This is a genomic window from Noviherbaspirillum phoenicis (genome assembly GCF_047237965.1).
Lineage (GTDB): Bacteria > Pseudomonadota > Gammaproteobacteria > Burkholderiales > Burkholderiaceae_D > Noviherbaspirillum_A.
The window spans coordinates 65,475-92,404 of sequence record NZ_JBDFLX010000002.1; the positions used below are offsets into that span (position 1 = coordinate 65,475).

The following is a 26,930-nucleotide window of genomic DNA, read 5'->3' on the forward strand; positions in this document are numbered from 1 at the left end:
GTCAGCAAGGATCAGCAAACATGGATAGTCAAAATGCGGCATCGGATGTGTACGAGGCGCTGGTGGCCGAACTCGGTGCAGAAAACGTGACAGGCAATGCCGATATTGCGCACAGCCACGCAGGCGACTGGAGCGAAGCGGCCAGGGAACGCCCCACTCTGGTGGTCTTCCCCAGAACGCCGCCCCAGGTGGCGACGGCGCTCGCCATTTTGAGTCGCTTCGGACAGAAGGCGGTCATACAGGGCGGCCTGACCGGCCTGGCCGGCGCGGCCACGCCGCAGCGCGGGGAAGTCGCGCTGTCGCTGGCAAAGCTGAACAGCATCGAAGAGTTCGACGACATCGGCGGCACGGTCACCGTGCAGGCAGGCGTGACACTGGAGCAGATGCAAACCTGCGTCGAGGAGAAGGGATGGTTCTTTCCACTCGACCTCGGCGCACGGGGCAGTTGCCAGATCGGCGGCAACGCCTCCACCAATGCCGGCGGTAACCGCGTGATCCGCTATGGCACGATGCGGGACCTGGTTCTCGGGCTGGAAGTGGCGCTGCCGGATGGCTCGCTGATGACCATGCTCAACCGTGTAACCAAGAATACGACCGGCATCGACCTGAAGCATCTTTTCATCGGGGCCGAGGGCATACTCGGCGTGATTACACGGCTGGTGCTGAAGCTTGCGCCGAAACCGTCATCGACCGTCACCGCGCTGTGCGCGCTGACCTCCTTTTCCGACGCGGCAGCGTTGCTGAAGGAAATGCGCTTGCATCTGCCCACGCTTTCGGCGTTCGAACTGATGTGGCAGGGCTTTATCGACAAGGCCGCGGAGATCACCGGTGCCAGGCAGCCCTTTGCCGAACGGTATCCGGTCTATGTGCTGGTGGAACTGCTGGGCGCCTCGGACCGGCAGGACCGCGCGCAACTGGAAGCTTTCTTGCAACGAGCGCTGGAGCAGGAACTGGTCCAGGATGTGATCGTGGCCCAGTCGATCGAGCAGGCTAGGCAGCTATGGGACTACCGCGAATCTGTAGGCGAGATGCTGTCCCGTCTCAAGCCGCATGCCGCATTCGATGTCGGCATACCGGTGGCGTCGATGGATGGCTTCGTTGCTTCGGTACAGAAGACGCTCCAGGAGAAATTCCCGCAGCAGAGTCATCTGTTCTTTGGCCATCTTGGCGATGGCAACCTGCATTTGCTGTCTGGCCCCTATTCCACGCCCGGAATGCTGCACGAAGTCGAGGAGGTCGTATATAGCGCCGTGGGCGACGTACAGGGGCCGATCTCGGCTGAACATGGCATAGGGGTGATCAAGAAAGAGTTTTTGCACTTCAGCAGGTCACCGCAAGAGCTGGCGCTGATGGGTGCTCTGAAGCGGCTGCTCGATCCCAACAATGTGCTCAACGCCGGACGCGTTATCGACTAAGCAGGCCGTCCGGATCGCATTTTGAAACTGACTCAGTCAGGCTTTGCGTCATTATCTGCAGGCGCAGCGGTTGCATGCATCCCTTCATCTGCATCGCACTGATTAGCTGGCGCAGGATGCAGCACGCACGTCGCATTCTGTTGCGCTTGCGCTGCCGGAGGGACGGGTACCAAGCCAACGCAGAGCTGTCGGCCACGCCGGCAGACGTCCAACTGCGCGTCAAGACGGCTCACTGGCTCGCCAACGAAACGGACATAGTCCCAATGCCTTTGCCAACCGCTTAATGGGGTCTTTCGCAACCCAGGTTTGGGCATTATGGACGTTCGCATGTCTAAGGCTTGCATCGCGGCTAACCCTGTTCGTCAGGCAACCGATACCCAGATCGCGAATCCCAGACCGCAACCCCAAAGCAAAAACCCCCGGCGCCTATTGGCGTCGGGGGTTTTCTAATAACAGCCTGACGATGACCTACTTTCACACTGGTTGCAGCACTATCATCGGCGCAAAGTCGTTTCACGGTCCTGTTCGGGATGGGAAGGGGTGGTACCAACTCGCTATGGTCATCAGGCATGACTTGTCGGTTGTCTGTCGCGCTGCCGGCTTCTCGCCTGGCACACGCCACATCCAACCCAAAGGGAAGAAGCAGCCACATTGCTCCCGCACTTGGCAGGGGCAATGCAACGATCAATGTCTTGTCTTGCAGGTTGTGAGTATCGAACGTCACGCACCACACAGCGCCGCTATGCACCATCAAGGTTATAGGGACAAGCCGCACGGGCAATTAGTACTGGTTAGCTTAACGCATTACTGCGCTTCCACACCCAGCCTATCAACGTCCTGGTCTCGAACGACCCTTTAGGGGAGTCAAGCTCCCGGGAAGTCTCATCTCAAGGCGAGTTTCCCGCTTAGATGCTTTCAGCGGTTATCTCTTCCGAACTTAGCTACCCGGCAATGCCACTGGCGTGACAACCGGTACACCAGAGGTTCGTCCACTCCGGTCCTCTCGTACTAGGAGCAGCCCCCTTCAAACTTCCAACGCCCACGGCAGATAGGGACCAAACTGTCTCACGACGTTTTAAACCCAGCTCACGTACCACTTTAAATGGCGAACAGCCATACCCTTGGGACCGGCTACAGCCCCAGGATGTGATGAGCCGACATCGAGGTGCCAAACTCCCCCGTCGATATGAACTCTTGGGAGGAATCAGCCTGTTATCCCCAGAGTACCTTTTATCCGTTGAGCGATGGCCCTTCCATACAGAACCACCGGATCACTATGTCCTACTTTCGTACCTGCTCGACTTGTCAGTCTCGCAGTTAAGCACGCTTATGCCATTGCACTATGAGCACGATGTCCGACCGTACCTAGCGTACCTTCGAACTCCTCCGTTACACTTTGGGAGGAGACCGCCCCAGTCAAACTGCCTACCATGCACTGTCCCCGATCCGGATAACGGACCAAGGTTAGAACCTCAAACAAACCAGGGTGGTATTTCAAGGTTGGCTCCACCGCAACTGGCGTCACGGTTTCATCGCCTCCCACCTATCCTACACAGATTGGTTCAAAGTCCAATGCAAAGCTACAGTAAAGGTTCATGGGGTCTTTCCGTCTAGCCGCGGGTAGATTGCATCATCACAAACATTTCAACTTCGCTGAGTCTCGGGAGGAGACAGTGTGGCCATCGTTACGCCATTCGTGCAGGTCGGAACTTACCCGACAAGGAATTTCGCTACCTTAGGACCGTTATAGTTACGGCCGCCGTTTACTGGGACTTCAATCAAGAGCTTGCACCCCATCATTTAATCTTCCAGCACCGGGCAGGCGTCACACCCTATACGTCCACTTTCGTGTTTGCAGAGTGCTGTGTTTTTATTAAACAGTCGCAGCCACCAGTTTATTGCAACCCCGTCACCCTTCTGGCGCAGGCCAGTCAAGCTACCAGGGCGTACCTTATCCCGAAGTTACGGTACCAATTTGCCGAGTTCCTTCTCCCGAGTTCTCTCAAGCGCCTTAGAATACTCATCTCGCCCACCTGTGTCGGTTTGCGGTACGGTCTCGTGTGACTGAAGCTTAGAGGCTTTTCTTGGAACCACTTCCGATTGCTTCGCAGCATAAAGCCGCTGGTCTCGACCCCTTGAATTATGTCCCCGGATTTGCCTAAGGACCTTCTACAAGTCAAGAACCGGGACATCCAACACCCGGACAACCATTCGCGATCCGTCCCCCCATCGCATCACACGACGGTGCAGGAATATTAACCTGCTTCCCATCAGCTACGCATCTCTGCCTCGCCTTAGGGGCCGACTCACCCTGCTCCGATGAACGTTGAACAGGAAACCTTGGGCTTACGGCGTGGGGGCTTTTCACCCCCATTATCGCTACTCATGTCAGCATTCGCACTTCTGATACCTCCAGCATCCTTTACAAGACACCTTCGCAGGCTTACAGAACGCTCTCCTACCATATGTACAGTAATAAATTACGCACATATCCGCAGCTTCGGTGACTGGCTTAGCCCCGTTACATCTTCCGCGCAGGACGACTCGATCAGTGAGCTATTACGCTTTCTTTAAAGGGTGGCTGCTTCTAAGCCAACCTCCTGACTGTTTTAGCCTTCCCACTTCGTTTTCCACTTAGCCAATCTTTGGGACCTTAGCTGGCGGTCTGGGTTGTTTCCCTCTTGACGCCGGACGTTAGCACCCGACGTCTGTCTCCCAAGCTCGCACTCATCGGTATTCGGAGTTTGCAATGGGTTGGTAAGTCGCGATGACCCCCTAGCCATAACAGTGCTCTACCCCCGATGGTGATACTTGAGGCACTACCTAAATAGTTTTCGGAGAGAACCAGCTATTTCCAAGTTTGTTTAGCCTTTCACCCCTACCCACAGCTCATCCCCTAATTTTTCAACATTAGTGGGTTCGGACCTCCAGTACCTGTTACGGCACCTTCATCCTGGCCATGAGTAGATCACTTGGTTTCGGGTCTACACCCAGCGACTGTCGCCCTGTTCGGACTCGATTTCTCTACGGCTTCCCTATGCGGTTAACCTCGCCACTGAATGTAAGTCGCTGACCCATTATACAAAAGGTACGCCGTCACGGAACAAGTCCGCTCCGACTGTTTGTATGCACACGGTTTCAGGATCTATTTCACTCCCCTTCCGGGGTTCTTTTCGCCTTTCCCTCACGGTACTGGTTCACTATCGGTCGATTACGAGTATTTAGCCTTGGAGGATGGTCCCCCCATGTTCAGACAGGATTTCACGTGTCCCGCCCTACTTGTCGCAAGCCTAGTTCCACAACCATGATTTCGTGTACGGGGCTATCACCCGCTACGGCCGCACTTTCCAGAGCATTCCACTATCACGACTGCTAAATCTTGCAGGCTGATCCCATTTCGCTCGCCACTACTTTGGGAATCTCGGTTGATTTCTTTTCCTGCAGCTACTTAGATGTTTCAGTTCGCCGCGTTCGCTTCGCATACCTATGTATTCAGTATGCGATGACCTAAAAGGCCGGGTTTCCCCATTCGGACATCTGCGGATCAAAGCTTGTTTGCCAGCTCCCCGCAGCTTATCGCAAGCTACTGCGTCCTTCATCGCCTGTAATCGCCAAGGCATCCACCATGTGCACTTAGTCACTTGTCCCTATAACGTTGACCTCTGGAGTTGCCTCCAAAGACGTCATAGGCAAGCGCTGTGTTTCATTTGATGCATGTTTGTTTCGATACAATCACAACCCAGCAATGTTTGCTAATCTGCTTACCGCCAGATTAACGCGCATTGCGAATTACATTGATCTTTACTACTTCTTCCACTTTGTTAAAGAACGAATACAGCCTTCTTGATCGCAATGATCAAACCTAAATCGCATGCCTAGCTCTTTGGCCCGCACTGACTTACGTTTGTACCTTGCTGCCGTCATGGTCAGAGAATGGTGGAGGTTGACGGGATCGAACCGACGACCCCCTGCTTGCAAAGCAGGTGCTCTCCCAGCTGAGCTAAACCCCCATGGGACTTGCCATGACTTCTTTACTGCTGCTTAACTGGTGGGTCTGGTTGGGCTCGAACCAACGACCCCCGCGTTATCAACACGGTGCTCTAACCAGCTGAGCTACAGACCCTCGCACACGCTGCACGACTGCCGCATGTACCGATCACTTCATGACCTGACGGTGTGTTTTGACTGTTCTTCGTTTTGCCTACAACCGATAAGTGTGGACACCCAACTGCGTGCATATCTCTAGAAAGGAGGTGATCCAGCCGCACCTTCCGATACGGCTACCTTGTTACGACTTCACCCCAGTCACGAATCCTACCGTGGTAAGCGCTCTCCTTGCGGTTAAGCTACCTACTTCTGGTAAAACCCGCTCCCATGGTGTGACGGGCGGTGTGTACAAGACCCGGGAACGTATTCACCGCGACATGCTGATCCGCGATTACTAGCGATTCCAACTTCATGGAGTCGAGTTGCAGACTCCAATCCGGACTACGATACACTTTCTGGGATTAGCTCCCCCTCGCGGGTTGGCGGCCCTCTGTATGTACCATTGTATGACGTGTGAAGCCCTACCCATAAGGGCCATGAGGACTTGACGTCATCCCCACCTTCCTCCGGTTTGTCACCGGCAGTCTCATTAGAGTGCCCTTTCGTAGCAACTAATGACAAGGGTTGCGCTCGTTGCGGGACTTAACCCAACATCTCACGACACGAGCTGACGACAGCCATGCAGCACCTGTGTGCAGGTTCTCTTTCGAGCACTCCCTGATCTCTCAAGGATTCCTGCCATGTCAAGGGTAGGTAAGGTTTTTCGCGTTGCATCGAATTAATCCACATCATCCACCGCTTGTGCGGGTCCCCGTCAATTCCTTTGAGTTTTAATCTTGCGACCGTACTCCCCAGGCGGTCAACTTCACGCGTTAGCTGCGTTACCAAGTCAATTAAGACCCGACAACTAGTTGACATCGTTTAGGGCGTGGACTACCAGGGTATCTAATCCTGTTTGCTCCCCACGCTTTCGTGCATGAGCGTCAGTGTTATCCCAGGGGGCTGCCTTCGCCATCGGTATTCCTCCACATCTCTACGCATTTCACTGCTACACGTGGAATTCTACCCCCCTCTGACACACTCTAGCCGTACAGTCACAAATGCAATTCCCAGGTTGAGCCCGGGGATTTCACATCTGTCTTGCACAACCGCCTGCGCACGCTTTACGCCCAGTAATTCCGATTAACGCTCGCACCCTACGTATTACCGCGGCTGCTGGCACGTAGTTAGCCGGTGCTTATTCTTCAGGTACCGTCATTAGCTCCGGATATTAGCCAGAACCGTTTCTTCCCTGACAAAAGAGCTTTACAACCCGAAGGCCTTCTTCACTCACGCGGCATTGCTGGATCAGGGTTGCCCCCATTGTCCAAAATTCCCCACTGCTGCCTCCCGTAGGAGTCTGGGCCGTGTCTCAGTCCCAGTGTGGCTGGTCGTCCTCTCAGACCAGCTACTGATCGATGCCTTGGTAGGCTTTTACCCCACCAACTAGCTAATCAGATATCGGCCGCTCCACGAGCATGAGGTCTTGCGATCCCCCACTTTCATCCATAGATCGTATGCGGTATTAGCTAATCTTTCGACTAGTTATCCCCCACTCTAGGGCACGTTCCGATATATTACTCACCCGTTCGCCACTCGCCACCAGACCGAAGTCCGTGCTGCCGTTCGACTTGCATGTGTAAGGCATGCCGCCAGCGTTCAATCTGAGCCAGGATCAAACTCTTCAGTTCAATCTCTGTTTTGTGCCATTGCTGGCAGGTTCCGAAGAACCGTCGCTCACTCAAAATACTGACAGATCGATTCTTGCGAATCGTTCTACTTCTTTGTTGTGAGCACTTGCTTAATAATTTGAGCATCCGGCGTTGCCGCCGGCGCACTTCATCAAGTGCCCACACTTATCGGTTGTTGGTTGTTAAAGAACCGGGCAATTCAGTCTGCTGCCAGCCGCCCCGAGGGACTTGCCGGCTGCTGCGAAGCGTTGTGTTCGTCAGCAGCAGAGAAAGCGATTATGCGATGTTTGGTGGCTTGCGTCAACTGTTTTTTGCTTCAACTGCACAGTTCCGATTACCAACTCGTCCAACGCCATTCTTCCCAAAAAATCTCTCTCCGGTCGCTGAATCGCTGTTCCTTGAGACATCATTTGGAAGGCCGTCACTTTAACCAGTGTGTTGCATCTGCGGAACTTCCGAAAACACATAGCTGTAATACGTTGTGTGAATATCAGAAAGGCTGTCTGGCCAGGATTCAGTGCACTCGCGGTGCCGGCTTTTCCGTACTGAGCGTCGGCTAGCTCAAATGAGTGCGTTACGAGCAACATCAGCAGGTTTTGATTTCCAGCAAGCTTATGAAGCTGGCAATGTTTAATATGGACAAATAAAAAAAGCCCGCACAAGGCGGGCGAATCGGAAAAACAAAACAACGCCGACATCGTATTTCCAACAAGAAATCATGTCAACAAAAAACTGTTGCGCTGCCTACAATAGTTTGCGTCGCCTGTATTGCTTGGTGGTCTGTCGCTTAAGTGCGGACTGTCAGGGGTACAGGCCGCGCATTTCTCTCGCCTGCAATATCCGGGTGCATCCGACGATGAACGCGGCTGTGCGGAGCGATACCTTTTTCTCGGAAGCGAGTTGCCAGACGCCTGAAAAGGCTTCCCGCATGATGCGCGTAAGGCGCAGATTGATTTCGTCTTCAGTCCAGAAAAAGCTCGAAAAGTCCTGTACCCATTCGAAATAGCTGACAGTCACGCCGCCGGCGTTTGCGATAACGTCCGGCACGATCAGGACACCTTTTTCATGCAGGATGTCGTCGGCGAGCGGCGTGGTCGGGCCGTTTGCGCCTTCGAGAATGATTTTCGCCTTGATGTGCCCAGCATTGTGTTCAGTGATCTGCTGTTCCAGAGCCGCCGGAATCAATATGTCGCAGTCCACTTCCCAGAAACGGCTCCGGTCGCTGATGTGTTCCGCGGCAGCATAACCGCCCACGCCGCCGTGGGCAGCGACATGTTCCTGGAGCGCTAGCACGTCCAGGCCCGCCTCGTTATATACCGTCGATTGATGGTCCTGCACGGCAACGATGCGTGCACCGGCTTCGCTGAAGAGCCGGGCGGCGATGCTGCCGACATTGCCGAAACCCTGCACGGCTATCCGGGCGCCCTTGATGTCCAGCCCGGTCTTCACCGCCGCCTCGCAGCCGACAACGAACACGCCGCGGCCGGTTGCTTCCCGCCTGCCGAGGCTGCCGCCCAGGGAAATCGGTTTGCCCGTCACCACGCCGGACGCCGTGCTGCCCTGATTCATCGAGTAGGTGTCCATCATCCAGGCCATCACCTGCTCGTTGGTGTTGACGTCCGGCGCCGGGATATCCTTGTTCGGTCCAATGATGATGCCGATTTCGCTGGTGTAGCGACGGGTCACGCGCTGCAGTTCGGCTTGCGACAGCAGGCGCGGATCCAGCCTGATGCCGCCCTTGGCGCCGCCATAGGGCACGTTGACTGCCGCGTTCTTCACCGTCATCCAGGCAGACAACGCCATCACTTCCGACAACGTCACGTCCTGGTGAAAGCGCACGCCGCCCTTGCCCGGGCCGCGGGAAGTATTATGCTGCACCCGGTAACCCTCGAAATGCGCGATGCTGCCGTCATCCCGCTCGATGGGCACGTCCACGATCAGCACGCGCTTGGGCCGCTTCAGGGTTTCCACCCAGCGCGCCAAGCCGCCAAGGTAGGGCGTCACACGATCGATCTGCTCGAGGTAGACGGCCCAGGGGCCGATTTCATGCGGTGTCAGATAAGACGGAATTTCATGCTGGCTGGACATTTGAGGGCTCCTTGGTTGAACACGCAGGCAGCGAACCGCACTGGGCTTGCGCTGCAGAGACCTGTATCTTATGACTGGCCGCTGCTGCCGATCCAATGCCTTGTTCGCATGTAACTATGCGTATAAAACATAGTTTTAGTTCCCACTTCTGTCATTCGTGTCTTTCGATTTCGCCTGGGCCTTGGTGGAACGGCGTTTTAGCGACTGCGGCTGGACCAGGTAGTCCCACAGTCTGCCGACGACCGGCTTGCCAGGCCGCTGAGCGGAAGGACGCTCCCGGTACAGCCTGATTTCCATCTGCACTTCCCAGTCGGGTATGCCGCCGTCTGCACGCGCAAGCTGCTTCTGCTTCAATTCCCGCGTGACGGCGGACTCAGGCAGGAAGGCCAGGCCATGCCCTTCCAGCGCCATCATCTTCAACCCTTCGGCCATATCGGTTTCATAGCGGCGCTCCAGATGCGGCGTCTTGCGGGCATCGCTCAGGATCAGATCCACCATGCGGCCGAGATAGGCATTGCTGGTATAGGACAGGAAGGGCAATGGCGAGCGGAGGTCGCCGGGCAGTAAAAAGTCCGGCGTGCCGGCGCGGTCGCAACGGGCATAGGCGCGCAAGGTTTCGTATCCCAGCACGAGCATGTCGTAGCGGCCGGGGTCGAGTTGCACCGGCTGGCGTGGATGGTGGTAGCACAGCAGAAGATCGCAGCCGCCTTCGACGATGGTCATTACGGCGTCATGCACATTCAACGCCATCAGTCGCGCGCCGATCGGGCCGAAGCCGGTCTCCATGGACTTGATCCATTTCGGCACGAAGGTCAGCGACAGCGTATGCGGCACAGCGAAATCGATCATGCCGGGGGCCATGGGCCGGTTGCCGCGCAACAGCGCGCGGGCATTGTTGACCTGGCCCAGCATTTCCATCGCCTGCTCATAGAACACCTCGCCGGCGGGCGTCAGGCGAGTGGGGTAAGAAGTACGGTCGATCAGGTCGGCGCCGAGCCAGGCTTCCAGCGACTGGATGCGGCGCGAGAATGCCGGCTGGGTGACATGCCGCAGCTCGGCCGAGCGGCTGAAGCTGCGCGTCTCGGCCAGGGAAATGAAATCTTCAAGCCATTTGGTGTCCATGGCGCCATGGTAGCCGGCTGCCCGCCCGCAGGCAAAGCGAGGAGCTCAGGCAGCTTCGCTGGCGCCCATTGGATCGGCGCGCGGCGAAGCCTGGGCTTCGTCGGGCCTTGCCTGCTGGCGCGCCCACATCTGCGCATAGGCGCCGTCCGCCGCCAGCAGCTGCGCATGGGTGCCGCGCTCGATGATGCGGCCATGGTCCATCACCAGGATTTGCGCCGCATCGGCGATGGTGGACAGCCGGTGCGCAATCACCAGGGTGGTACGCGTGCGTGCGATGGCTTTGAGTTCGGCCTGTATCGCCTGCTCGGCGCGCGAGTCCAGGGCCGAGGTCGCTTCGTCGAAGATCAGGATCGCCGGATCCTTCAGCAGCGCCCGGGCAATCGCCACTCGCTGCTTTTCGCCGCCCGACAGCTTCAGGCCACGTTCGCCGACCATGGTCTGGTAACCCGCCGGCAGCGATTCGATGAAGTCGTGGATGGACGCTGCGCGCGCGGCGGCGATCAGCTCCTCGCGGCTGGCGCCCGGCCTGCCATAGGCGATGTTGTATTCGATGGTGTCGTTGAACAGCACGGTGTCTTGCGGCACGATGCCAATGGCGCTGCGCAGCGACGGCTGGGTTACTTGGCGCAAGTCCTGGCCGTCGATGGTAATCGCGCCGGCATCCACGTCGTAGAAACGGAACAGCAGCCGTGACAGCGTCGATTTGCCCGAGCCGCTATGGCCAACCACGGCAGTCGTGCTGCCGGCCGGGATGGTGAAGTCGACGTCGAACAGGATCTGCCGGTTTTTCTCGTAGCTGAAATTCACATGGGAGAAGCGCACCTCGGCGCCATGGGCGGCAAGCGCCGGCGCATCCGGCACGTCCGCCACTTCGCGATGCTGGTCCAGCAAGGCGAACAGGCGTTCCATGTCGGCCAGGCTCTGCTTGATTTCGCGGTACAGCACGCCCAGGAAATTCAGCGGCACATACAGCTGGATCATGAATGCATTGACCAGCACCAGGTCGCCCAGCGTCATGGTGCCGTCGATCACGCCCTGGGTGGCGCGCCACAGAATCAGGGTGACGGCGATGGCGATGATGGCGGACTGCCCGGTATTGAGCAGCGAGAGCGAGGTTTGCGAGCGCACCGCGGCGGCCTCGTAGCGCTGCAGGCCTTCGTCGTAGCGCCGTGCTTCATACTCCTCGTTGCCGAAGTACTTGACCGTTTCATAGTTGATCAGCGAGTCGATCGCCTTGGTGTTGGCCTTGGAGTCAAGGTCGTTCATCGTGCGCCGGAAGTGGGTGCGCCACTCGGTCACCAGCACGGTGAAGCCAATGTAGGCCACCAGCGCGCCGGCGGTGATGATGGAAAACCAGATGTCGTAATGCAGCACCAGGTAGCCCAGCACCAGCGTGATTTCCACCAGCGTCGGCAGGATCGAAAACAGGGTATAGGACACCAGCGAGGAAATGCCGCGGGTGCCGCGCTCAATGTCGCGCGTCATGCCGCCGGTCTGGCGGTTCAGGTGAAAGCGCAGCGACAGCGAATGCAGATGCTTGAAGACCTGCAGCGCGACCGTGCGCACCGCGCGCTGGGTGACCCTAGCGAAGACGAACTCGCGCAATTCGGTAAACAGCGTGGTCGACAGCCGCAGCGCGCCATAGGCAAGCAGCAGGCCAAGCGGCAGCGCCAGCAAGGCCTGCGGCTGGCTTGCGGTGACGGTCAGGCGGTCGATCAGCTGCTTGAGGATGAGCGGAACGCCGACATTGGCCAGCTTGGCGCTGACCAGAAACACCAGGGCCAGCGACATGCGCCATTTGTAAGCCCACAGATAGGGCAGCAGCGTCTTCAGGGTGGCCCAGTCGTTGCGGGTGCCCTGGTTGGCAGGGGCGTCGGGAAGCGGGGGCAGAGTGCGTCGCATTGAGAGTGGGCTGGTGGATGGTTTATGCTTGGCCCTCGATTGTAACGTTCTTATCCCAGGAAGGCAGGACCGCTCCATGACCGAAAGTAACCAGACCAGACTTCCGCCCGGCATGCCGGCCCTGCGGGTGATGCCGATGCCGGCAGACTCCAACGCGCACGGCGATGTGTTTGGCGGATGGATCATGGCCCAGGTCGACATTGCCGGCGCACTGCCGGCGGCCCGCCGCGCCAACGGCCGGGTGGCTACCATCGCCGTCAATTCCTTCGTGTTCAAGCAGCCGGTGTTCGTCGGCGACCTGCTGTCGTTCTACGCGACGGTCGTCAAGTCAGGCAAGACGTCGGTCACGGTGAATGTGGAGGTCTATGCCGAGCGCAATCGCCTGCAGTGGGAAGTGGTGAAGGTAACGGAAGCCACCCTTACCTATGTCGCCACCGGAGAAGACCGCAAGCCGCGGCTGTTGCCGCCCGAGTCGGACCAGCACCCGGACGGCGCGTAGCCATCGCGCGCATGGACAGGCGCTCCTTTCTGCTCAATGCCGCGCGCCTTGCTGCCCTGGGCGCGAGCGCAGGCGGCACGACGCTCTGCGCAGCCGCCGACTGGTATCCGTTCCGGCTTGGCGTGGCATCCGGATCGCCGCTGGCCCATGGCGTCGTGCTATGGACCCGCATCCTGTCCGAGCCTGGCAATGACGCGGCGCCGGCGCCAGGACCTCTGAGGGTGCGCTGGGAAGTGGCGAACGATGAAGCGTTCCGCAGCATCGTGGCACGCGGCGACGCCATCGCCACGCCGCAGCTTGCGCATAGTGTGCATGTCGACGTGGGCGGCCTGCGGCCGGACCGCTGGTACTGGTACCGCTTCATGCTGGGCGACGCGGTCAGCCCAGTGGCGCGCACCCGCACCGCGCCCGCGGCGGACGCCATGCCGGCACGGATGAGACTAGCCTATGCCTCCTGCCAGCACTGGGAATTCGGCGAGTACGCAGCACATCGCCATATCGCCGCGATGGCGCCTGACCTGGTCGCCTTTCTCGGCGACTACATCTACGAATGGGGTCCGTATCAAGCCGCGCATCCGGATTCACCCCGGCGCAGCGATGAGTCGCTGACGCTGGCTGACTACCGCGCCCGCTATGCGCAGTACAAGGCCGATCCGCATCTGCAGGCATCGCACCATGCCGCGCCCTGGATCGTCACCTGGGACGACCATGAGGTGGCCAACGATTACGCCGATGACCGCGACGGCCGGCTGGACCCGGCCTTCCTTCAGCGCCGCGCCGCCGCCTATCAGGCTTTCTATGAGCACATGCCGGTGCGGCTGACGGCGCCGCCGGCGCCTGCCGGAGGGTTCGCCCACATGCGCATCTACGAGCGTTACGACTGGGGCCGGCTGGCACGCCTGCATGTGCTGGACGACCGCCAGTACCGTTCGCATCAGGCCTGCGCGCCGACGGGACGCGGCGGCAGCACATCGGTCGGCGCGGCTTGCCGGGAAAGGCTGGAACCCCAGCGCACGCTGCTCGGGATGGAACAGGAAGCCTGGCTGGCGCAGGGACTGGCGTCGTCAAGGGCGCGCTGGAATATCCTGGCGCAGCAGACGCTGATGGCCCAGTGCAGCCACGCCCCGGCCGACGGCCGGGGCGAAGGCCGTTTCTGGACCGATGGCTGGGACGGCTACCCGGCGGCGCGCCAGCGCCTGATGCGCGATATCGCGCGCCACCGCCCCGCCAATCCGGTGGTGATTTCAGGCGACGTGCACAGCTTTTTCGCCAGCGACCTGCGCAGCGATTTTTACCGTCCCACTTCGCCGGCCAACCCGGTACTGGCAAGCGAATTCTGCGGCACGTCGGTGACGTCGAATTCGCGGCCGCAGGCGCGCACCGAGCAGTACCTGGCAATGAATCCTCATATCGCCTATGGCCGCAGTGACCGGCGCGGCTTTGCCGTGATGGACCTGGCGCCGGATCATGCCACGGTACTGTTCCAGGGCCTGGAAAATGTAAAAAGCGCCAGCTCGGCGATGGCCACGCTGGCGCGTTTCATGGTGGAGGATGGCCGGCCGGGCGTGCTGCCGGCGGCCTGACAGGCGTTACGCCGCCTGCTTTTCGTCGCGCAGTTCGCGCCGCAGTATCTTGCCCACATTCGTCTTTGGGAGCTCATTGCGGAACTCGATGTACTTCGGGCGCTTGTAGCCGGTCAGCTGCTCGCGGCAATAGTCCATCAGCTGGGCCGAGGTCAGCGCCGGGTCCTTGCGCACAACGAACACCTTGACCGCCTCGCCCGAGTTCGCATCGGGCACGCCCACGCATGCAGACTCGAGCACGCCGGGATGGGTCGCCAGCACATCCTCGATCTCGTTCGGATACACATTGAAGCCCGACACCAGGATCATGTCCTTCTTTCGGTCCACGATGCGCACATAGCCGCGCTCGTCCATCACGCCGACGTCGCCGGTCTTGAAGTAGCCGTCGGGCGTCATCACCTTGGCGGTCTCCTCCGGACGGTTCCAGTAGCCGACCATCACCTGCGGTCCGCGGATGGCTATTTCACCCACCTGGCCAAGCGGCAGCGGCTGGCCGTTGTCGTCCAGGATCGCCACTTCGGTCGATGGCACCGGCAAGCCTATGGTGCCGGTGAAGGCATTGTTGTCGGATGGATTGCAGGTGGCGACCGGCGAGGTCTCGGACAGGCCATAGCCCTCGATGATGGGGCAACCGGTGACTTGTAGCCATTTGTCGGCCACTGCGCGCTGCACCGCCATGCCGCCGCCGTTGCAGACCTTCAGCCCCGAAAAGTCGAGCTTGGCGAAGTCGGGGTTGTTGAGCAGGCCGTTATACAGCGTGTTGACGGCCGGGAAGATATTGATCTTGTACTTGGACAGTTCCTTGACCAGGCCCGGAATGTCGCGCGGATTGGGTATCAGCAGGTTGGTGGCGCCCATGCGGGTGCCCATCAGGCAGCAGGCCGTCAGCGCAAAGATGTGGTACAGCGGCAGCGCGCAGACATACACCAGCTCCTCGACATGCGGCTCGCGCCTGATCGCCGGCTGCGCCCAGGCCTCGCTCTGCAGCACATTGGCCAGCACGTTGCGGTGGGTCAGGGTCGCGCCCTTGGAAACGCCGGTGGTGCCGCCGGTGTACTGCAGGAAAGCGACGTCCTCATGAGCCAGTGGCACGGGCTTGAGCGTCATGCGGCTGCCTTCGGCCAGTGCGCGCTTGAACGGCACGGCATTGGCCAACTGGTAGGCGGGCACCATCTTTTTCACATTGCGCACGACGAAATTGACGATGCCGCCCTTCAGGCCGCCCAGCAGGTCGCCCATCGAGGCGATGACCACATGGCGCACCTTGGTGTTTGCCACCACCTGCTCCAGCGTCGTGGCGAAGTTCTCGAGGATGATGATGGCCTCGGCGCCGGAATCGTTGAGCTGGTGCGCCAGTTCGCGGGCGGTGTAAAGCGGATTGACGTTGACGACGGTGTAGCCGGCGCGCAGCACGGCGGCCAGGGCGACAGGGTACTGCAGTATGTTGGGCATCATCAGCGCCACGCGTGCGCCCTTTTCCAGCCCCCTGCTCTGCAGCCAGGCGCCGAGGCGCTGGGACATCGCATCGACCTGCGCATAGGTCAGCGACTTGCCCATGCAGATATAGGCCTTGCGCTGCGCATAATTCTGAAACGCTTCTTCCAGCAGGTGGACCAGCGAACGGTAACGGGTGTAGTCGATTTCCGCGGGAACGTCCGCCGGATAGGACCTGAGCCAAATCTTGTCCATAGTCTGCCTCGAAATATTGTTATGTATGGAGATGGAAGGATGCGCTGGGCGCCGGGCCGGCAGGCCTGTTGAAAGCTGCCGGTAAGCAGGATGCTAGTCGGCAGTCCCCGGCGTCGCAAGCATTTTGCGAAAATTTGGAGCAATTACTCTAGCGGGGAAATTTCCTCGCTTCAACCAATCAAACTGATTGGCTAGCCGGTCACTCCTGGCGGGTCACCATCGCCGGGCTTTCATGCGACGCCATTCTGGCTGGCTGTCCCAGATTGGCCAGTTGCTGATGGCGCTGGCTCTTGTCCTCCGCAGCCATCCGCTTGACTGCTGCATAGAAGGCCGACAGGCTCTTTTCTTGTCGCAGCAGGGTCCGAAAACCTGGCACGAAATCGTGATAGGTCGCGATCGACGCCAGGTGCGCATTCGACAGCGGCTCGGCGAACCAGCGGTCGTATCCGGCATAGCCGCCCCAGCCGGCCTTGAGCACCTGGTAGTCGTCCTTCAGGGACTGGAACAACCTGGCCTTGGCTTGCAGCTTTTCGGCGTCTGCCGCATCGCTGTCGTAGTTGGCCTTGAGTTCGTCACGGTATTTCATCAGCAGGGCCAGGAAATCCTTCTTGCGGCTTTCGTAGTCGGCATAGGCGCGAAGCATCTTTTCATCGCCGAAGCGCGCCATCCAGCGTTCCACGCCGACTTCTTCCACCGCCACCGCAAAGGATTCATTGAACTGGCTGTCATCCTTAGCGTAGGCAACCTGGTGCGCCAGCTCGTGGAAGACCAGGCGTGCCAGTTCGCCATCCGGGTACTGGATGAAGGTCGACAGCACCGGGTCGTTGAACCAGCCCAGGGTCGAGTAGGCCGGCACGCCGCCGATCTGCACATCAAGCCCCTGCGCGCGCAATTCGCCGGCAAATGCCTGCGCCGCTTCCTTGCTGTAATAGCCGCGGTAATTGACGCAGCCGGCAATCGGGAAACACCATTTGGTCGGTTCCAGCGACAGGGCCGGCGCCGCCACGACATTCCACAACACGAAGGGGCGCTTCAAATCGGCGTAGAACTTGTAGCTCCCATTGTCTGGCAGCGCCAGTTCGGCGGCCGCGAAACGGCGTATTTCCTTGACCCGCTGCAGCTTGGTCTTGAGCTTGTCGCCAGTCTCCGGGTCGGCCAGCCAGTCGTCGATCGGACGGGCCTGCGCCATCAGCGAGTACTGCCCTTGCGCTGCCTGCATGTAATAACCCAGTTGGGCGCAGCCGCCGGACAGCGACGCAGCCAGGATCACGGCGCTGGCCAGCAGCGCAGTGCGATAGCGTATCTTCATGCTTCTATTCCTGTTTTTTCCACTTCCACCAGCACGTCGTAAAAGGTGGGCGCCCGGCCCATGTCGGTCAGGCGCTGGCTGGTCAGCTCATTCGCGTTCTTTCCGTCCGATGCCAGTTTTTTCCACCAGATGGACAAGCCCACCACCAGGCCGGGACGGGCATTGGCAGTGACACGCGCAAGGGCGGTGAAGGCGCCGCGGTCATTGTGGATGCGGACCCGGTCGCCATCGGCGATGCCGCGCGCGGCCGCATCCTGCGGATGCATGTCCAGATGCGGCTCGCCTTCCGTGCTGCGCAGGCTTTGCACGTTGACGAAGGTGGAATTCAGGAAATTGCGGGCCGGCGGCGAGATCATCGCCAGCGGATAGCGCCGGGCCAGTTCTGGATTGCTGGCGGCGGATTCGTAAGGCGGGATGTAGGACGGCAGCGGATCGAGTCCTTCCTTCAGCATGCGGGCGCAATAGAATTCGCATTTTCCGGAAGGGGTAGCGAAATTGCCGTTGGCGAACGGCGCATTGGCAATGGCCAGCTTACGCCAGCCTTCCCGCTTCAACGCTTCCCAGTCGAAGTGCGCGGCACGCGGGTCGGCCCGGTTGAAGGCCTGGGCGGCAATCTCGTCATCGGTTTCATTGAAGCAGTCGTCCTCGAAGCCCATGCGGGCCGCGAGCAGGCGGAAAATCTCGGTATTGGGCTTGGCCTCGCCCAGCGGCGCGATCGCGGGATTGTTGGCCAGCATGTAGAGATGGCCGTAGGCGCCATGCACGTCGGCATGCTCAAGCTGGGTCGTGGCAGGCAGCAGGATGTCGGCGTAATCGGCGGTGTCGGTCTGGAAGTGCTCCAGCACCACGGTAAACAGGTCGTCGCGGCCAAAGCCCTGCGCCACCTTAGTCGACTCCGGCGCCACCGCCACCGGATTGGCGTTATAGACGATCACGGCCTCGATCTGCGGACCAAATTCGGGCGATGCGGGCCGCAGCAAATCGTCGCCTATGGTGCTCATGTTGATCAGGCGCGGCAGCTTGCCCGGCAGCAGATCGGGACGCTGCAGCGCCTGGGTATTCTTGGGGAAGCTGTCGCTGGCCGACAGCTGAACGCCGCCGGCCGGGTGGCGCCACGCGCCGACGAGCGCCGGCAGGCAACTGATGTTGCGCACCGCCATGCCACCGCCACGCACCCGCTGCAGGCCGTAATTCAGCCGTATGGCAACCGGCTGCCCGGTGCGGGCGGTGCCGCCATACAGCTGCGCCAGCTGCTCGATCTGCTCGACCGGCACGCCGCAGATTTCCGCCGCCCGCTGCGGCGGCCATTCCATCGCCCGCACCCTGAGTTCGTCGAAACCCAGGGTGTGGCGCGCGATGTAGTCGTGGTCGAGCAGGTCGTCACGGATCAGGATGTGCATCATCGCCAGCGCCAGCGCGGCGTCGGTGCCGGGCAAGGGGGCGATATGGATCTGGCACTTCTCCGCCGTCAGCGAGCGGTAGGGATCGATCGCCACCAGGATCGCGCCGCGGCGCTTCGCTTCCTGGGCCCGCATCCAGAAATGCACGTTGGATGCGATCGGGTTGCCGCCCCAGATCAGGATGACCTGGGCGTCCTGGAACTGCTCGACGTCCATGCCAACCTTGCCGCCTAGCGTGTAGGTGATGCCGGCCGCGCCAGCCGAGGCGCAGATGGTGCGGTCCAGCCGCGACGCACCCAGCCGGTGGAAGAAGCGCGCCGACATCGACTCGCCCTGTACCAGGCCCATGGTGCCGGCATAGTTGTAGGGAAGGATGGCTTCCGGCGCGCGCGCTGCGATTTCCTTCAGGCGCGCAGCGACGGTATCGAGCGCCTCTTCCCAGCTGATCGCCTCGAACCGGCCCTCGCCCTTGACGCCGACCCGGCGCATCGGATGCAGCAAACGATCGGCGTGGTAGGTGCGCTCGGTGTAGCGGGCGACCTTGGTGCACAGCACGCCGGCAGTGGTCGGGTGTTCCGGATCGCCGCGCACCTTGGTGGCAACGCCATTTTCCACCGTCACCAGCATGGCGCAGGTATCGGGACAATCATGGGGACAGGCAGCGCGGATGGTCTTGGTCGTCATGGAGATATCGCTTTCAGAGCGTTCAATCGTACTGCAAAACGCTTTTCGTCATGCATGAAATTTCAGCTTAAGCATCTGTTTTTGAAGATGTTTTATTTTTAAAATTGACCGACTTGCAAATGCTTGACGCTTCAATATTGTCGAGCTTGCAAATCGGCTATGCTGTCGGTTCAAAATACAGGAGAACATCATGCAGTTGATCGATCCCATTGTTGCGTTTCAATCCGAACTGGCCCAGATCCGGCGCGACATCCATGCCCATCCGGAACTGTGCTATGAAGAGCAGCGCACGGCCGACGTGGTCGCGCAAAAGCTGACCGAATGGGGCATTCCGATTATCCGCGGCCTGGCCAAGACCGGCGTGGTGGGCGTCATCCGCAACGGCGACAGCCCGCGCGCCATCGGCCTGCGCGCCGACATGGACGCATTGCCGGTGCAGGAGGTCAATACCTTTTCCCATGCATCGCGCCATCCCGGCAAGATGCACGCCTGCGGCCACGACGGCCATGTGGCGATGCTGCTGGGCGCGGCCCATCACCTGTCGCGCCACCGCAATTTCGACGGCACGGTCTACGTGATCTTCCAGCCGGCCGAGGAAGGCGGCGGCGGTGCCAGCAAGATGATGGACGAAGGTCTGTTCGAGCAATGCCCGATGGACGCCATCTTCGGCATGCACAACTGGCCGGGCGTGGCCACCGGCACCTTTGGCGTGACCCCAGGGCCGATGATGGCATCGTCCAACGAGTTCGAGCTGACCATCACCGGCCGCGGCGCCCATGCGGCCCAGCCGCACAAGGGCGTGGACCCGGTAATGACGGCAGTGCAGATTGCGCAGAGCTGGCAGACCATCATCAGCCGCAACAAGAGCCCGCTTGCGCCCGCGGTACTGTCCATCACCCAGATCCACGCCGGCAGCGCCACCAACGTGATTCCGGACCAGGCCACGATGATAGGCACGGTGCGCACCTTCGACCTGCCGGTGCTGGACCTGATTGAAAGCCGCATGCGCACGGTCGCCGAGCATACTGCCGAGGCATTCGACGCCAGCGTCCATTTCGAATTCAAGCGCAATTACCCGCCGCTGATCAATCACGCAAGGGAAACAGCCTTTGCAACCGAGGTGCTGCAGTCCATCGTCGGTGTCGACAAGGTCGATGCCAAGGTCGAACCCACGATGGGCGCCGAGGACTTCGCGTTCTTCCTGCAGAAAAAACCCGGCTGCTATGTCTTCATCGGCAGTGGCGACGGCGACCACCGCAGCGGCGGACATGGGCTGGGGCCGTGCAACCTGCATAACCCGAGCTACGACTTCAACGATGCGCTGCTGCCGATCGGCGCAACTTATTGGGTACGGCTGGCCGAAGCCTGGCTGGCGCGCGGCTGAACTGCCGCCTGCAGCACCGATGGGACGATACGGTAAGTCCGTGTCCCATCCCGCTGCGCATTGCCACCATTGTCATCCGCGACGAATTGCCAGCGCAGATGATGGTATTGCGCCACCGATTCCCGGTGCGCGATGCTGACGATGGTCGACTCGGGCAGTTCCGCGGTCAGCAGCGCGTACAGGGCCGCTTCGGTGTCGCCATCCATGGCGCTGCTGGCTTCATCGAGGAACACGATATCCGGGCGGATCAGCAGCACGCGCACCATCGCCAGGCGCTGCTGCTCGCCGGGAGACAGCTTCTGGCTCCAGTTTTCTTCCTGGTCCAGCACGGGCGCCAGGTGCGCAAGCCGGCATGCATCGAAATGCCGCAGAATATCGGCATCGTCGTAGTTGTGTGCAGCCATTGGATAGGTCACCGCAGCCCGCAGTGTGCCTATCGGCAGATAGCTGCGCTGCGGCAGAAACATCACGGAGGCTTGCTGCGGTATGTCGATCGCGCCATCGCCATAGGGCCAGATACCGGCGATGGCGCGAAACAGCGTGGACTTGCCACAGCCTGACGGCCCGGCAACCAGGATGCGCTGTCCTGGGCCTATGGCGGACGACAGAGGCTGCGTCAGCGGCAGGCCGGAGGGCAGCGCCAGCGTCAGGTCGGCGAGCGTGATGTCCTCCGTGCCGTTGCGCACAACCTTGATGCGCGACTCGGTATGGCGCGCCGCTTCGACGACATCGTGAAAGCCTGAAAGGCGGTTCACGCTCGCCTTCCATTCGGCCAGCGCGCTGAACGCATCGATGAACCATGACAACGCCGACTGCACCTGGCCGAACGCAGATGATATCTGCATCAGACCACCCAGGGTGATGGCGCCGCTGAAGTAGCGCGGCGCGCCCACGAGAAAGGGGAAGATGATTGCAAACTGCGCATAGAAGGTCGATGCCACATTCAGGCGTTTGGTGGTGCGCATGATTTGCCACCAGTTGTCGCGTATTTTTTCGAAACGTCCTTCCAGCTGCGCATGTTCCTGCGGCTCCCCGCGGTAAAGCGCGACCGACTCTGCATTTTCACGCACACGGATCAGGCCGAAACGAAAGTCCGCCTCGAAACGTTGCTGCATGAAGTTTTGCTGCACCAGCGGCTTGCCGATCCAGGCCACCAGCAGCGATCCGATGCCGGCATAGGCGATCGCGAACCAGACCATATAGCCCGGAATCACCCAGTTCTGCCCGCCCAGCATGAAAGACAGCGGCCCGCTGACGGACCAGAGTATGCCGACAAACGACACCAGCGTGACGACGCTCGACAGCAAGCCAAGCGACAGCGTCAATGAGCCGTTGGTCAAATATTTGAGGTCTTCGGCAATGCGCTGGTCCGGGTTGTCGGCGCCGCCGGCCTGTTCAATGCGGTAATACGCCTGGCCCGAGAGCCAGCCGTCCATGTACTGCCGCGTCATCCAGCCGCGCCAGCGGATTTCCAATGCTTGCGTCAGGTAGACCTTGTAAATCGCCACCGCAATGTAGATAAAGGCAAGGTAGGAGAACCGCCATAGCTGTTGCTTGAACGTCGCCAGGTCCTTGCTTTCCAGCGCGTTGTAAAAGACCCGGTTCCATTCATTGAACAGCACGTTGATGTACACCATGCCCAATGCCAGCACGACCACCGTGGCAAGCAGGCCGCGCGCCTTCCATTTTTCCTCCGACACCCAATAAGGCTTGAGCAGACGCCAGACCGCATGCCAATCAGTCGGTTCGCTGGTCCGGCGTTTTATCTGCATGATGTTCATCCTTATGTGGCTGGAGGGTTGCGTTGCTTAGTCCACCTTGGCGCCGGAAGCCTTCACAACCTTTTCCCATTTCTTGGTTTCGGCCTGAATATGCGCGGCGAACTGCTCTGGCGTATTGCCCACCGGTTCGGCGCCCTGACTGATCATCTTTTCCTTCACCGCGGGACTCGACAGCGACTGCGCGATTTCCTGCTGCAGCTTGTTGACGATGTCTTTCGGCGTACCGGCCGGCGCCAATATGCCAAACCAGGAGCTGGCTTCAAAACCTGCGAGCTCTCCGCCAGCGCTGGCCAGCGGTTTTACACCAGGCAGCGCCGGCGACGGCTTGCTGCTGGTGACGCCCAGCGCCACCAGCTTGCCCGCCTTGATGAACGGCAGCGCCGATGGCAGGTTGTCGAACATCAAGTCGGCTTGTCCGGCGATCAGATCGGTCAGTGCCGGGCCTGAGCCGCGATAAGGCACATGGAGCATATAAGTCTTGGTTGTGGTCTTGAACAGTTCGCCAGCGAGATGGATGGAGGTGCCATTGCCGGAAGAAGCCATATTGAGCTTGCCCGGGTGGGCCTTCGCGTAGGAGGTAAAGCTCTTGATATCGGTAATCTTGTTCTTCTCGGCAAAGTCCTTGTTCACCACGAGGACGTTGGGCACGGAGGCGACCAGCGTTACCGGTGCGAAGTCCTTGATCGGGTCGAACGGCATCTTCGGATAAAGCGACTGGTTGATCGCATGCGTGCCGACAGTGCCCATCAGCAGCGTGTAACCGTCGGGTGCCGACTTGGCCACGGCATCGGCGCCAATATTGCCCCCTGCGCCGGGCCGGTTGTCGACGATGACCGACTCTCCCATCGACTTCTGGAGTTCGGCGCCAACCGCGCGGGCCAGCAGGTCAGTGGTGCCGCCAGCGGCGAATGGCACGACGATCTTGATCGGCTTGTTGGGATAGGTGTCTGCACTTGCCGATGCGCTGGTCAATGCGATCACGGTCATGCCGAGCACGGATAAGCAGTTCTTTAGTTTCATTGTCTCTTCCTCGCGTCTTGTCTAGGGAATTCCGGTGATGACCAGCTTATGCAAGCTGGGTCTGGTACATGCACCGGCCGGTACCGCATATTACGATGATTACCATCGACAGGGCTTGCGCGCCATAGGAGCGCCCTGTCAAACGCTGTTGCATAATGCACATTTTCCTCATCAGGACCTTGTCATGCAAATTTCTGACATCCAGCTCGCCTATCCTGTGCCGATGCAGCTCGGGGAATGCCCATTGTGGCATCCGCAGGAAAACCAGCTCTACTGGATAGACATCGACGGTTGCGCAGTGCACAGGCTGGCCCTGCAGAACAACATGCACCAGTCCTGGGCGATGCCGTCGGAACCTGGCGCCATCGCATGGTGTGCGTCGGGAGGCATGCTGGTGGCGCTGCGCACCGGCATTCACATGCTTGACACAGCAACCGGCTCGTTGAGTCTCATTGCCCCACCCCCCTATGACCCGGCACGCGAACGATTCAACGACGGACGATGTGATGCCGCCGGCCGCTTATGGATAGGCACGCTCTATGAGCCTCGCGATCAGCCTAATGCGGCACTGTATGCGCTCGAACGCGGTGCGCTGCGTGACAGCGGCATTCGCGCGACGGTGTCCAATGGCGTCGCATTCAGCCCGGACAACCGGGTCATCTATCACAGCGACACCACCAGCCATCGGATCAGCGCCTATCCATTCGACCTGCAAAGCGGCGCGCTTGGCGCGGGCCGCGTGCTGCAACAGTTCTCGACGGAGCGCAATGCGCAATACGGCGGCAGGCCGGATGGCGCGGCGGTCGACGCCGAAGGCAATTACTGGTGCGCGATGTATGAAGGCGGCCGCTTGCTGCAGTTGTCGCCGAGCGGGACAATCCTGCGTGAGATACTGCTGCCGGTGCGTTGTCCTACCATGGTGACCTTTGGCGGCAACGACCTGCGCACGCTCTACATCACCACGGTGAGCAGCAAGCGCAGTGCGGAAGAACTGAAGGCGCACCCTCATTCAGGCTGCCTGTTATCACTGCGGGTGGATGTGCCGGGCTTGCCCGAGCATCCCTATATTCCATAGCAATACCGGTTACGAACATAATCAAAACAACGAGACAAGCATGAGCAACTACATTCTTGCGCTGGACCAGGGGACGACCAGTTCACGCGCCATCCTGTTTGACCAGACTGGCCATGTCCGTGGCTGCGCCCAACAGGAATTCAGGCAGATATTTTCGCATCCAGGGTGGGTCGAGCATGATCCCGACGAGATCTGGCAATCACAACTTGCCGTCGCACGCCAGGTAATGAAGGAATGCGCAGTCAGTGCTGCAGACATCGCCGCGATCGGCATTACCAACCAGCGTGAAACCACCGTGGTATGGGACCGTGCTACCGGTAAGGCAATCGGCAATGCGATTGTCTGGCAGGACAGGCGCACCGCCGATATCTGCGACGCCTTGCGTGAAGCCGGCCACGCCGACGTTTTTCAGCGCAAGACCGGCCTCGTACTGGACGCCTATTTTTCTGGCACCAAAGTCAAATGGCTACTCGACCATGTGCCCGGCGCCCGCGAGCAGGCCGAACGCGGCGAGCTTGTATTCGGCACCGTTGATAGCTGGCTGATCAGCAAGCTCAGCGGTTTGCATGTGACCGATCCCAGCAATGCCTCCCGTACGCTGATGTTCAATATCCATACCCTGGAGTGGGACGAGGAACTGCTGGAAATACTCGGCGTTCCCCGTGCGATGCTGCCGCGTGTGGTGCCAAGCAGCGGTGTCATCGGCCACACTGATGCGGCACTGTTCGGCGCTGCCCTGCCGATCGCAGGCATTGCCGGAGATCAGCAGGCAGCCACATTCGGCCAGGCCTGCCTGCGGCCTGGCATGGCCAAGAACACCTACGGAACCGGCTGCTTCATGCTGATGAATACTGGTTCCCAGCCGATTACGTCTCATAACAACCTGGTGACCACCGTAGGCTGGACTTGCGGGGACACCCAGCCCAGAGATGCTGTCTATATGCTGGAAGGCAGCGTTTTCATGGCTGGCGCGACGGTGCAATGGTTGCGCGACGGGCTGGGCATCATCCGGAGTTCGGATGAAGTGGAGGCGCTTGCTGCAAGCGTGCCAGATACCGACGGCGTGGTGTTTGTTCCCGCTTTCGCAGGTCTGGGCGCGCCGCACTGGGACGCCTATGCGCGCGGAACCATCGTCGGTATGACGCGCGGCACGAACAAGGCGCATATAGCCCGCGCGGCGTTGGCCAGCATTGCTTATCAGACGGTCGACATATTGCGTGCGATGCAGAATGACTCTGGTATTGAACTGCAGGAGTTGCGCGTGGACGGCGGTGCTTCGAGAAACGACCTGCTGATGCAATTCCAGGCAAATGTGCTGGGCGTACCAGTAGTTCGCCCGGTCATTACGGAGACGACGGCTCTGGGAGCGGCATATCTTGCCGGTATCGCAGTCGAGTTCTGGAAGTCGCAGGATGAGGTTGCCGCTCAGTGGCAAAGAGAGCGGCGCTTTGACCCTGACATGAGTGCAGAGGAGCGCAACAGTCGCCTAAACCAATGGCATCGCGCTGTCGAACGCGCTCGCGCCTGGGTTGAATGATGCCGCTTTAGTTGCCGCGTAAAGTAAAGGGCAAGGCCGACTTGTAGAGATTCCTGAAAATCGGGTGTCAAATGAAACAGATGACTTTTTTAGATTGATAACGGCGTAGCCGGAAGCGCTGGAGGAAATCCTGGCAGCATGCTGCCAACCTGCCTGGTGGTATGAGCCTGCAGGCATGTACCCATCCCGGGAAAGGTAAGGCAGCATTGAAACTCGCCAGCGTGGCGGTATGGGCTCTGGTGGGCAAAAATACCGCGCTCAACAGAAAACAGAAAACAGAAAAATCGGACGGATAGAAAGGCGTTTTAAAACGCGTTCTTGTCAATTGACTGCTTCTGGCGGTCCAAAACCTTAAACCCGCAACCCCAAAGCAAAAACCCCCGGCGCCTATTGGCGTCGGGGGTTTTCTAATAACAGCCTGACGATGACCTACTTTCACACTGGTTGCAGCACTATCATCGGCGCAAAGTCGTTTCACGGTCCTGTTCGGGATGGGAAGGGGTGGTACCAACTCGCTATGGTCATCAGGCATGACTTGTCGGTTGTCTGTCGCGCTGCCGGCTTCTCGCCTGGCACACGCCACATCCAACCCAAAGGGAAGAAGCAGTCACATCGCTCCCGCACTTGGCAGGGGCAATGCAACGATCAATGTCTTGTCTTGCAGG

Annotated in this window: 15 protein-coding genes, 2 tRNA genes and 4 rRNA genes; 6 read left to right on the top strand and 15 right to left on the bottom strand. The window is 59.7% G+C overall.

Features of this window, described 5'->3' with window-relative positions; genetic code table 11:
* Positions 1-20: 20 nt before the first annotated feature.
* Positions 21-1,415 carry an FAD-binding oxidoreductase gene (locus tag ABC383_RS19945; protein ID WP_413016544.1) on the top strand — a complete coding sequence of 465 codons (1,395 nt, stop codon included), beginning with the start codon at positions 21-23 and terminating at the stop codon, positions 1,413-1,415.
* A 455-nt stretch (positions 1,416-1,870) separates the two neighbouring features.
* On the opposite strand, the gene rrf (ABC383_RS19950) is transcribed toward ABC383_RS19945, so the two are convergent.
* The 9 genes from rrf (ABC383_RS19950) to ABC383_RS19990 all read right to left on the bottom strand — a co-directional run bounded on the left by rrf (ABC383_RS19950) (position 1,871) and on the right by ABC383_RS19990 (position 12,304).
* Positions 1,871-1,983 (bottom strand): 5S ribosomal RNA (gene rrf / locus ABC383_RS19950).
* A gap of 192 nt (positions 1,984-2,175) precedes the next feature.
* A 23S ribosomal RNA gene (locus tag ABC383_RS19955) occupies positions 2,176-5,062 on the bottom strand.
* A 287-nt stretch (positions 5,063-5,349) separates the two neighbouring features.
* Positions 5,350-5,425 (bottom strand) — tRNA-Ala (locus ABC383_RS19960).
* Between the two features lie 36 nt (positions 5,426-5,461).
* Positions 5,462-5,538: transfer RNA gene (locus tag ABC383_RS19965), tRNA-Ile, on the bottom strand.
* A 123-nt stretch (positions 5,539-5,661) separates the two neighbouring features.
* Positions 5,662-7,192, bottom strand: a 16S ribosomal RNA gene (locus ABC383_RS19970).
* The 16S, 23S and 5S rRNA genes sit together here with 2 tRNA genes alongside, the layout of an rRNA operon.
* A gap of 257 nt (positions 7,193-7,449) precedes the next feature.
* Positions 7,450-7,890 carry a hypothetical protein gene (locus ABC383_RS19975; RefSeq protein WP_413016546.1) on the bottom strand — a complete coding sequence of 147 codons (441 nt, stop codon included), beginning with the start codon at positions 7,888-7,890 and terminating at the stop codon, positions 7,450-7,452.
* A gap of 103 nt (positions 7,891-7,993) precedes the next feature.
* Entirely contained in the window at positions 7,994-9,280 is a 1,287-nt protein-coding gene (locus ABC383_RS19980) for a Glu/Leu/Phe/Val family dehydrogenase (RefSeq protein ID WP_413016547.1), read from the bottom strand.
* Positions 9,281-9,415: 135 nt separating this feature from the next.
* Positions 9,416-10,402 (bottom strand): LysR family transcriptional regulator, encoded by a 987-nt coding sequence (locus ABC383_RS19985; protein WP_413016548.1) that lies wholly within the window; start codon positions 10,400-10,402, stop codon positions 9,416-9,418.
* Between the two features lie 45 nt (positions 10,403-10,447).
* Positions 10,448-12,304: an ABCB family ABC transporter ATP-binding protein/permease gene (locus tag ABC383_RS19990; RefSeq protein ID WP_413016550.1), complete on the bottom strand. Its 1,857-nt coding sequence runs from the start codon at positions 12,302-12,304 to the stop codon at positions 10,448-10,450.
* A 76-nt stretch (positions 12,305-12,380) separates the two neighbouring features.
* On the opposite strand from ABC383_RS19990, the gene ABC383_RS19995 reads away from it, so the two are divergent.
* Together ABC383_RS19995 and ABC383_RS20000 are read left to right on the top strand one after the other, a co-directional pair.
* Positions 12,381-12,803, top strand: coding sequence for an acyl-CoA thioesterase (locus ABC383_RS19995; protein ID WP_413016552.1), 423 nt, complete (start codon positions 12,381-12,383; stop codon positions 12,801-12,803).
* Between the two features lie 11 nt (positions 12,804-12,814).
* Positions 12,815-14,386, top strand: a complete 1,572-nt coding sequence (locus tag ABC383_RS20000) for an alkaline phosphatase D family protein (protein ID WP_413016553.1) — start codon at positions 12,815-12,817, stop codon at positions 14,384-14,386.
* A gap of 6 nt (positions 14,387-14,392) precedes the next feature.
* On the opposite strand, the gene ABC383_RS20005 is transcribed toward ABC383_RS20000, so the two are convergent.
* The 3 genes from ABC383_RS20005 to ABC383_RS20015 all read right to left on the bottom strand — a co-directional run bounded on the left by ABC383_RS20005 (position 14,393) and on the right by ABC383_RS20015 (position 19,468).
* On the bottom strand, positions 14,393-16,075 hold the full coding sequence (locus tag ABC383_RS20005) for a long-chain-fatty-acid--CoA ligase (RefSeq protein ID WP_413016554.1): 1,683 nt from the start codon (positions 16,073-16,075) through the stop codon (positions 14,393-14,395).
* A gap of 199 nt (positions 16,076-16,274) precedes the next feature.
* Positions 16,275-17,384 (bottom strand): aminopeptidase, encoded by a 1,110-nt coding sequence (locus ABC383_RS20010; RefSeq protein WP_413016556.1) that lies wholly within the window; start codon positions 17,382-17,384, stop codon positions 16,275-16,277.
* Positions 17,381-19,468: a molybdopterin-containing oxidoreductase family protein gene (locus ABC383_RS20015; protein ID WP_413016558.1), complete on the bottom strand. Its 2,088-nt coding sequence runs from the start codon at positions 19,466-19,468 to the stop codon at positions 17,381-17,383. The genes ABC383_RS20010 and ABC383_RS20015 overlap by 4 nt, the downstream gene beginning before the upstream one ends.
* A 190-nt stretch (positions 19,469-19,658) precedes the next feature.
* On the opposite strand from ABC383_RS20015, the gene ABC383_RS20020 reads away from it, so the two are divergent.
* A complete protein-coding gene (locus ABC383_RS20020; RefSeq protein ID WP_413016559.1) occupies positions 19,659-20,852 on the top strand; it encodes a M20 aminoacylase family protein in 1,194 nt (397 codons plus the stop codon).
* On the opposite strand, the gene ABC383_RS20025 is transcribed toward ABC383_RS20020, so the two are convergent.
* Together ABC383_RS20025 and ABC383_RS20030 are read right to left on the bottom strand one after the other, a co-directional pair.
* Entirely contained in the window at positions 20,810-22,624 is a 1,815-nt protein-coding gene (locus ABC383_RS20025; RefSeq protein WP_413016561.1) for an ABC transporter ATP-binding protein/permease, read from the bottom strand. The genes ABC383_RS20020 and ABC383_RS20025 overlap by 43 nt on opposite strands.
* 36 nt (positions 22,625-22,660) lie before the next feature.
* Complete coding sequence (locus tag ABC383_RS20030; protein WP_413017375.1) at positions 22,661-23,620, bottom strand: Bug family tripartite tricarboxylate transporter substrate binding protein; 960 nt, start codon at positions 23,618-23,620, stop codon at positions 22,661-22,663.
* A 70-nt stretch (positions 23,621-23,690) separates the two neighbouring features.
* Here ABC383_RS20030 and ABC383_RS20035 point away from each other — a divergent pair, with 70 nt between their 5' ends.
* Both ABC383_RS20035 and glpK read left to right on the top strand, forming a co-directional pair.
* Positions 23,691-24,728, top strand: a complete 1,038-nt coding sequence (locus ABC383_RS20035) for an SMP-30/gluconolactonase/LRE family protein (RefSeq protein ID WP_413017377.1) — start codon at positions 23,691-23,693, stop codon at positions 24,726-24,728.
* Positions 24,729-24,768: 40 nt separating this feature from the next.
* Complete coding sequence (glpK, locus tag ABC383_RS20040; protein WP_413016563.1) at positions 24,769-26,265, top strand: glycerol kinase GlpK; 1,497 nt, start codon at positions 24,769-24,771, stop codon at positions 26,263-26,265.
* A 416-nt stretch (positions 26,266-26,681) separates the two neighbouring features.
* Here glpK and rrf (ABC383_RS20045) read toward each other — a convergent pair.
* A 5S ribosomal RNA gene (gene rrf, locus ABC383_RS20045) occupies positions 26,682-26,794 on the bottom strand.
* Positions 26,795-26,930: the final 136 nt, after the last annotated feature.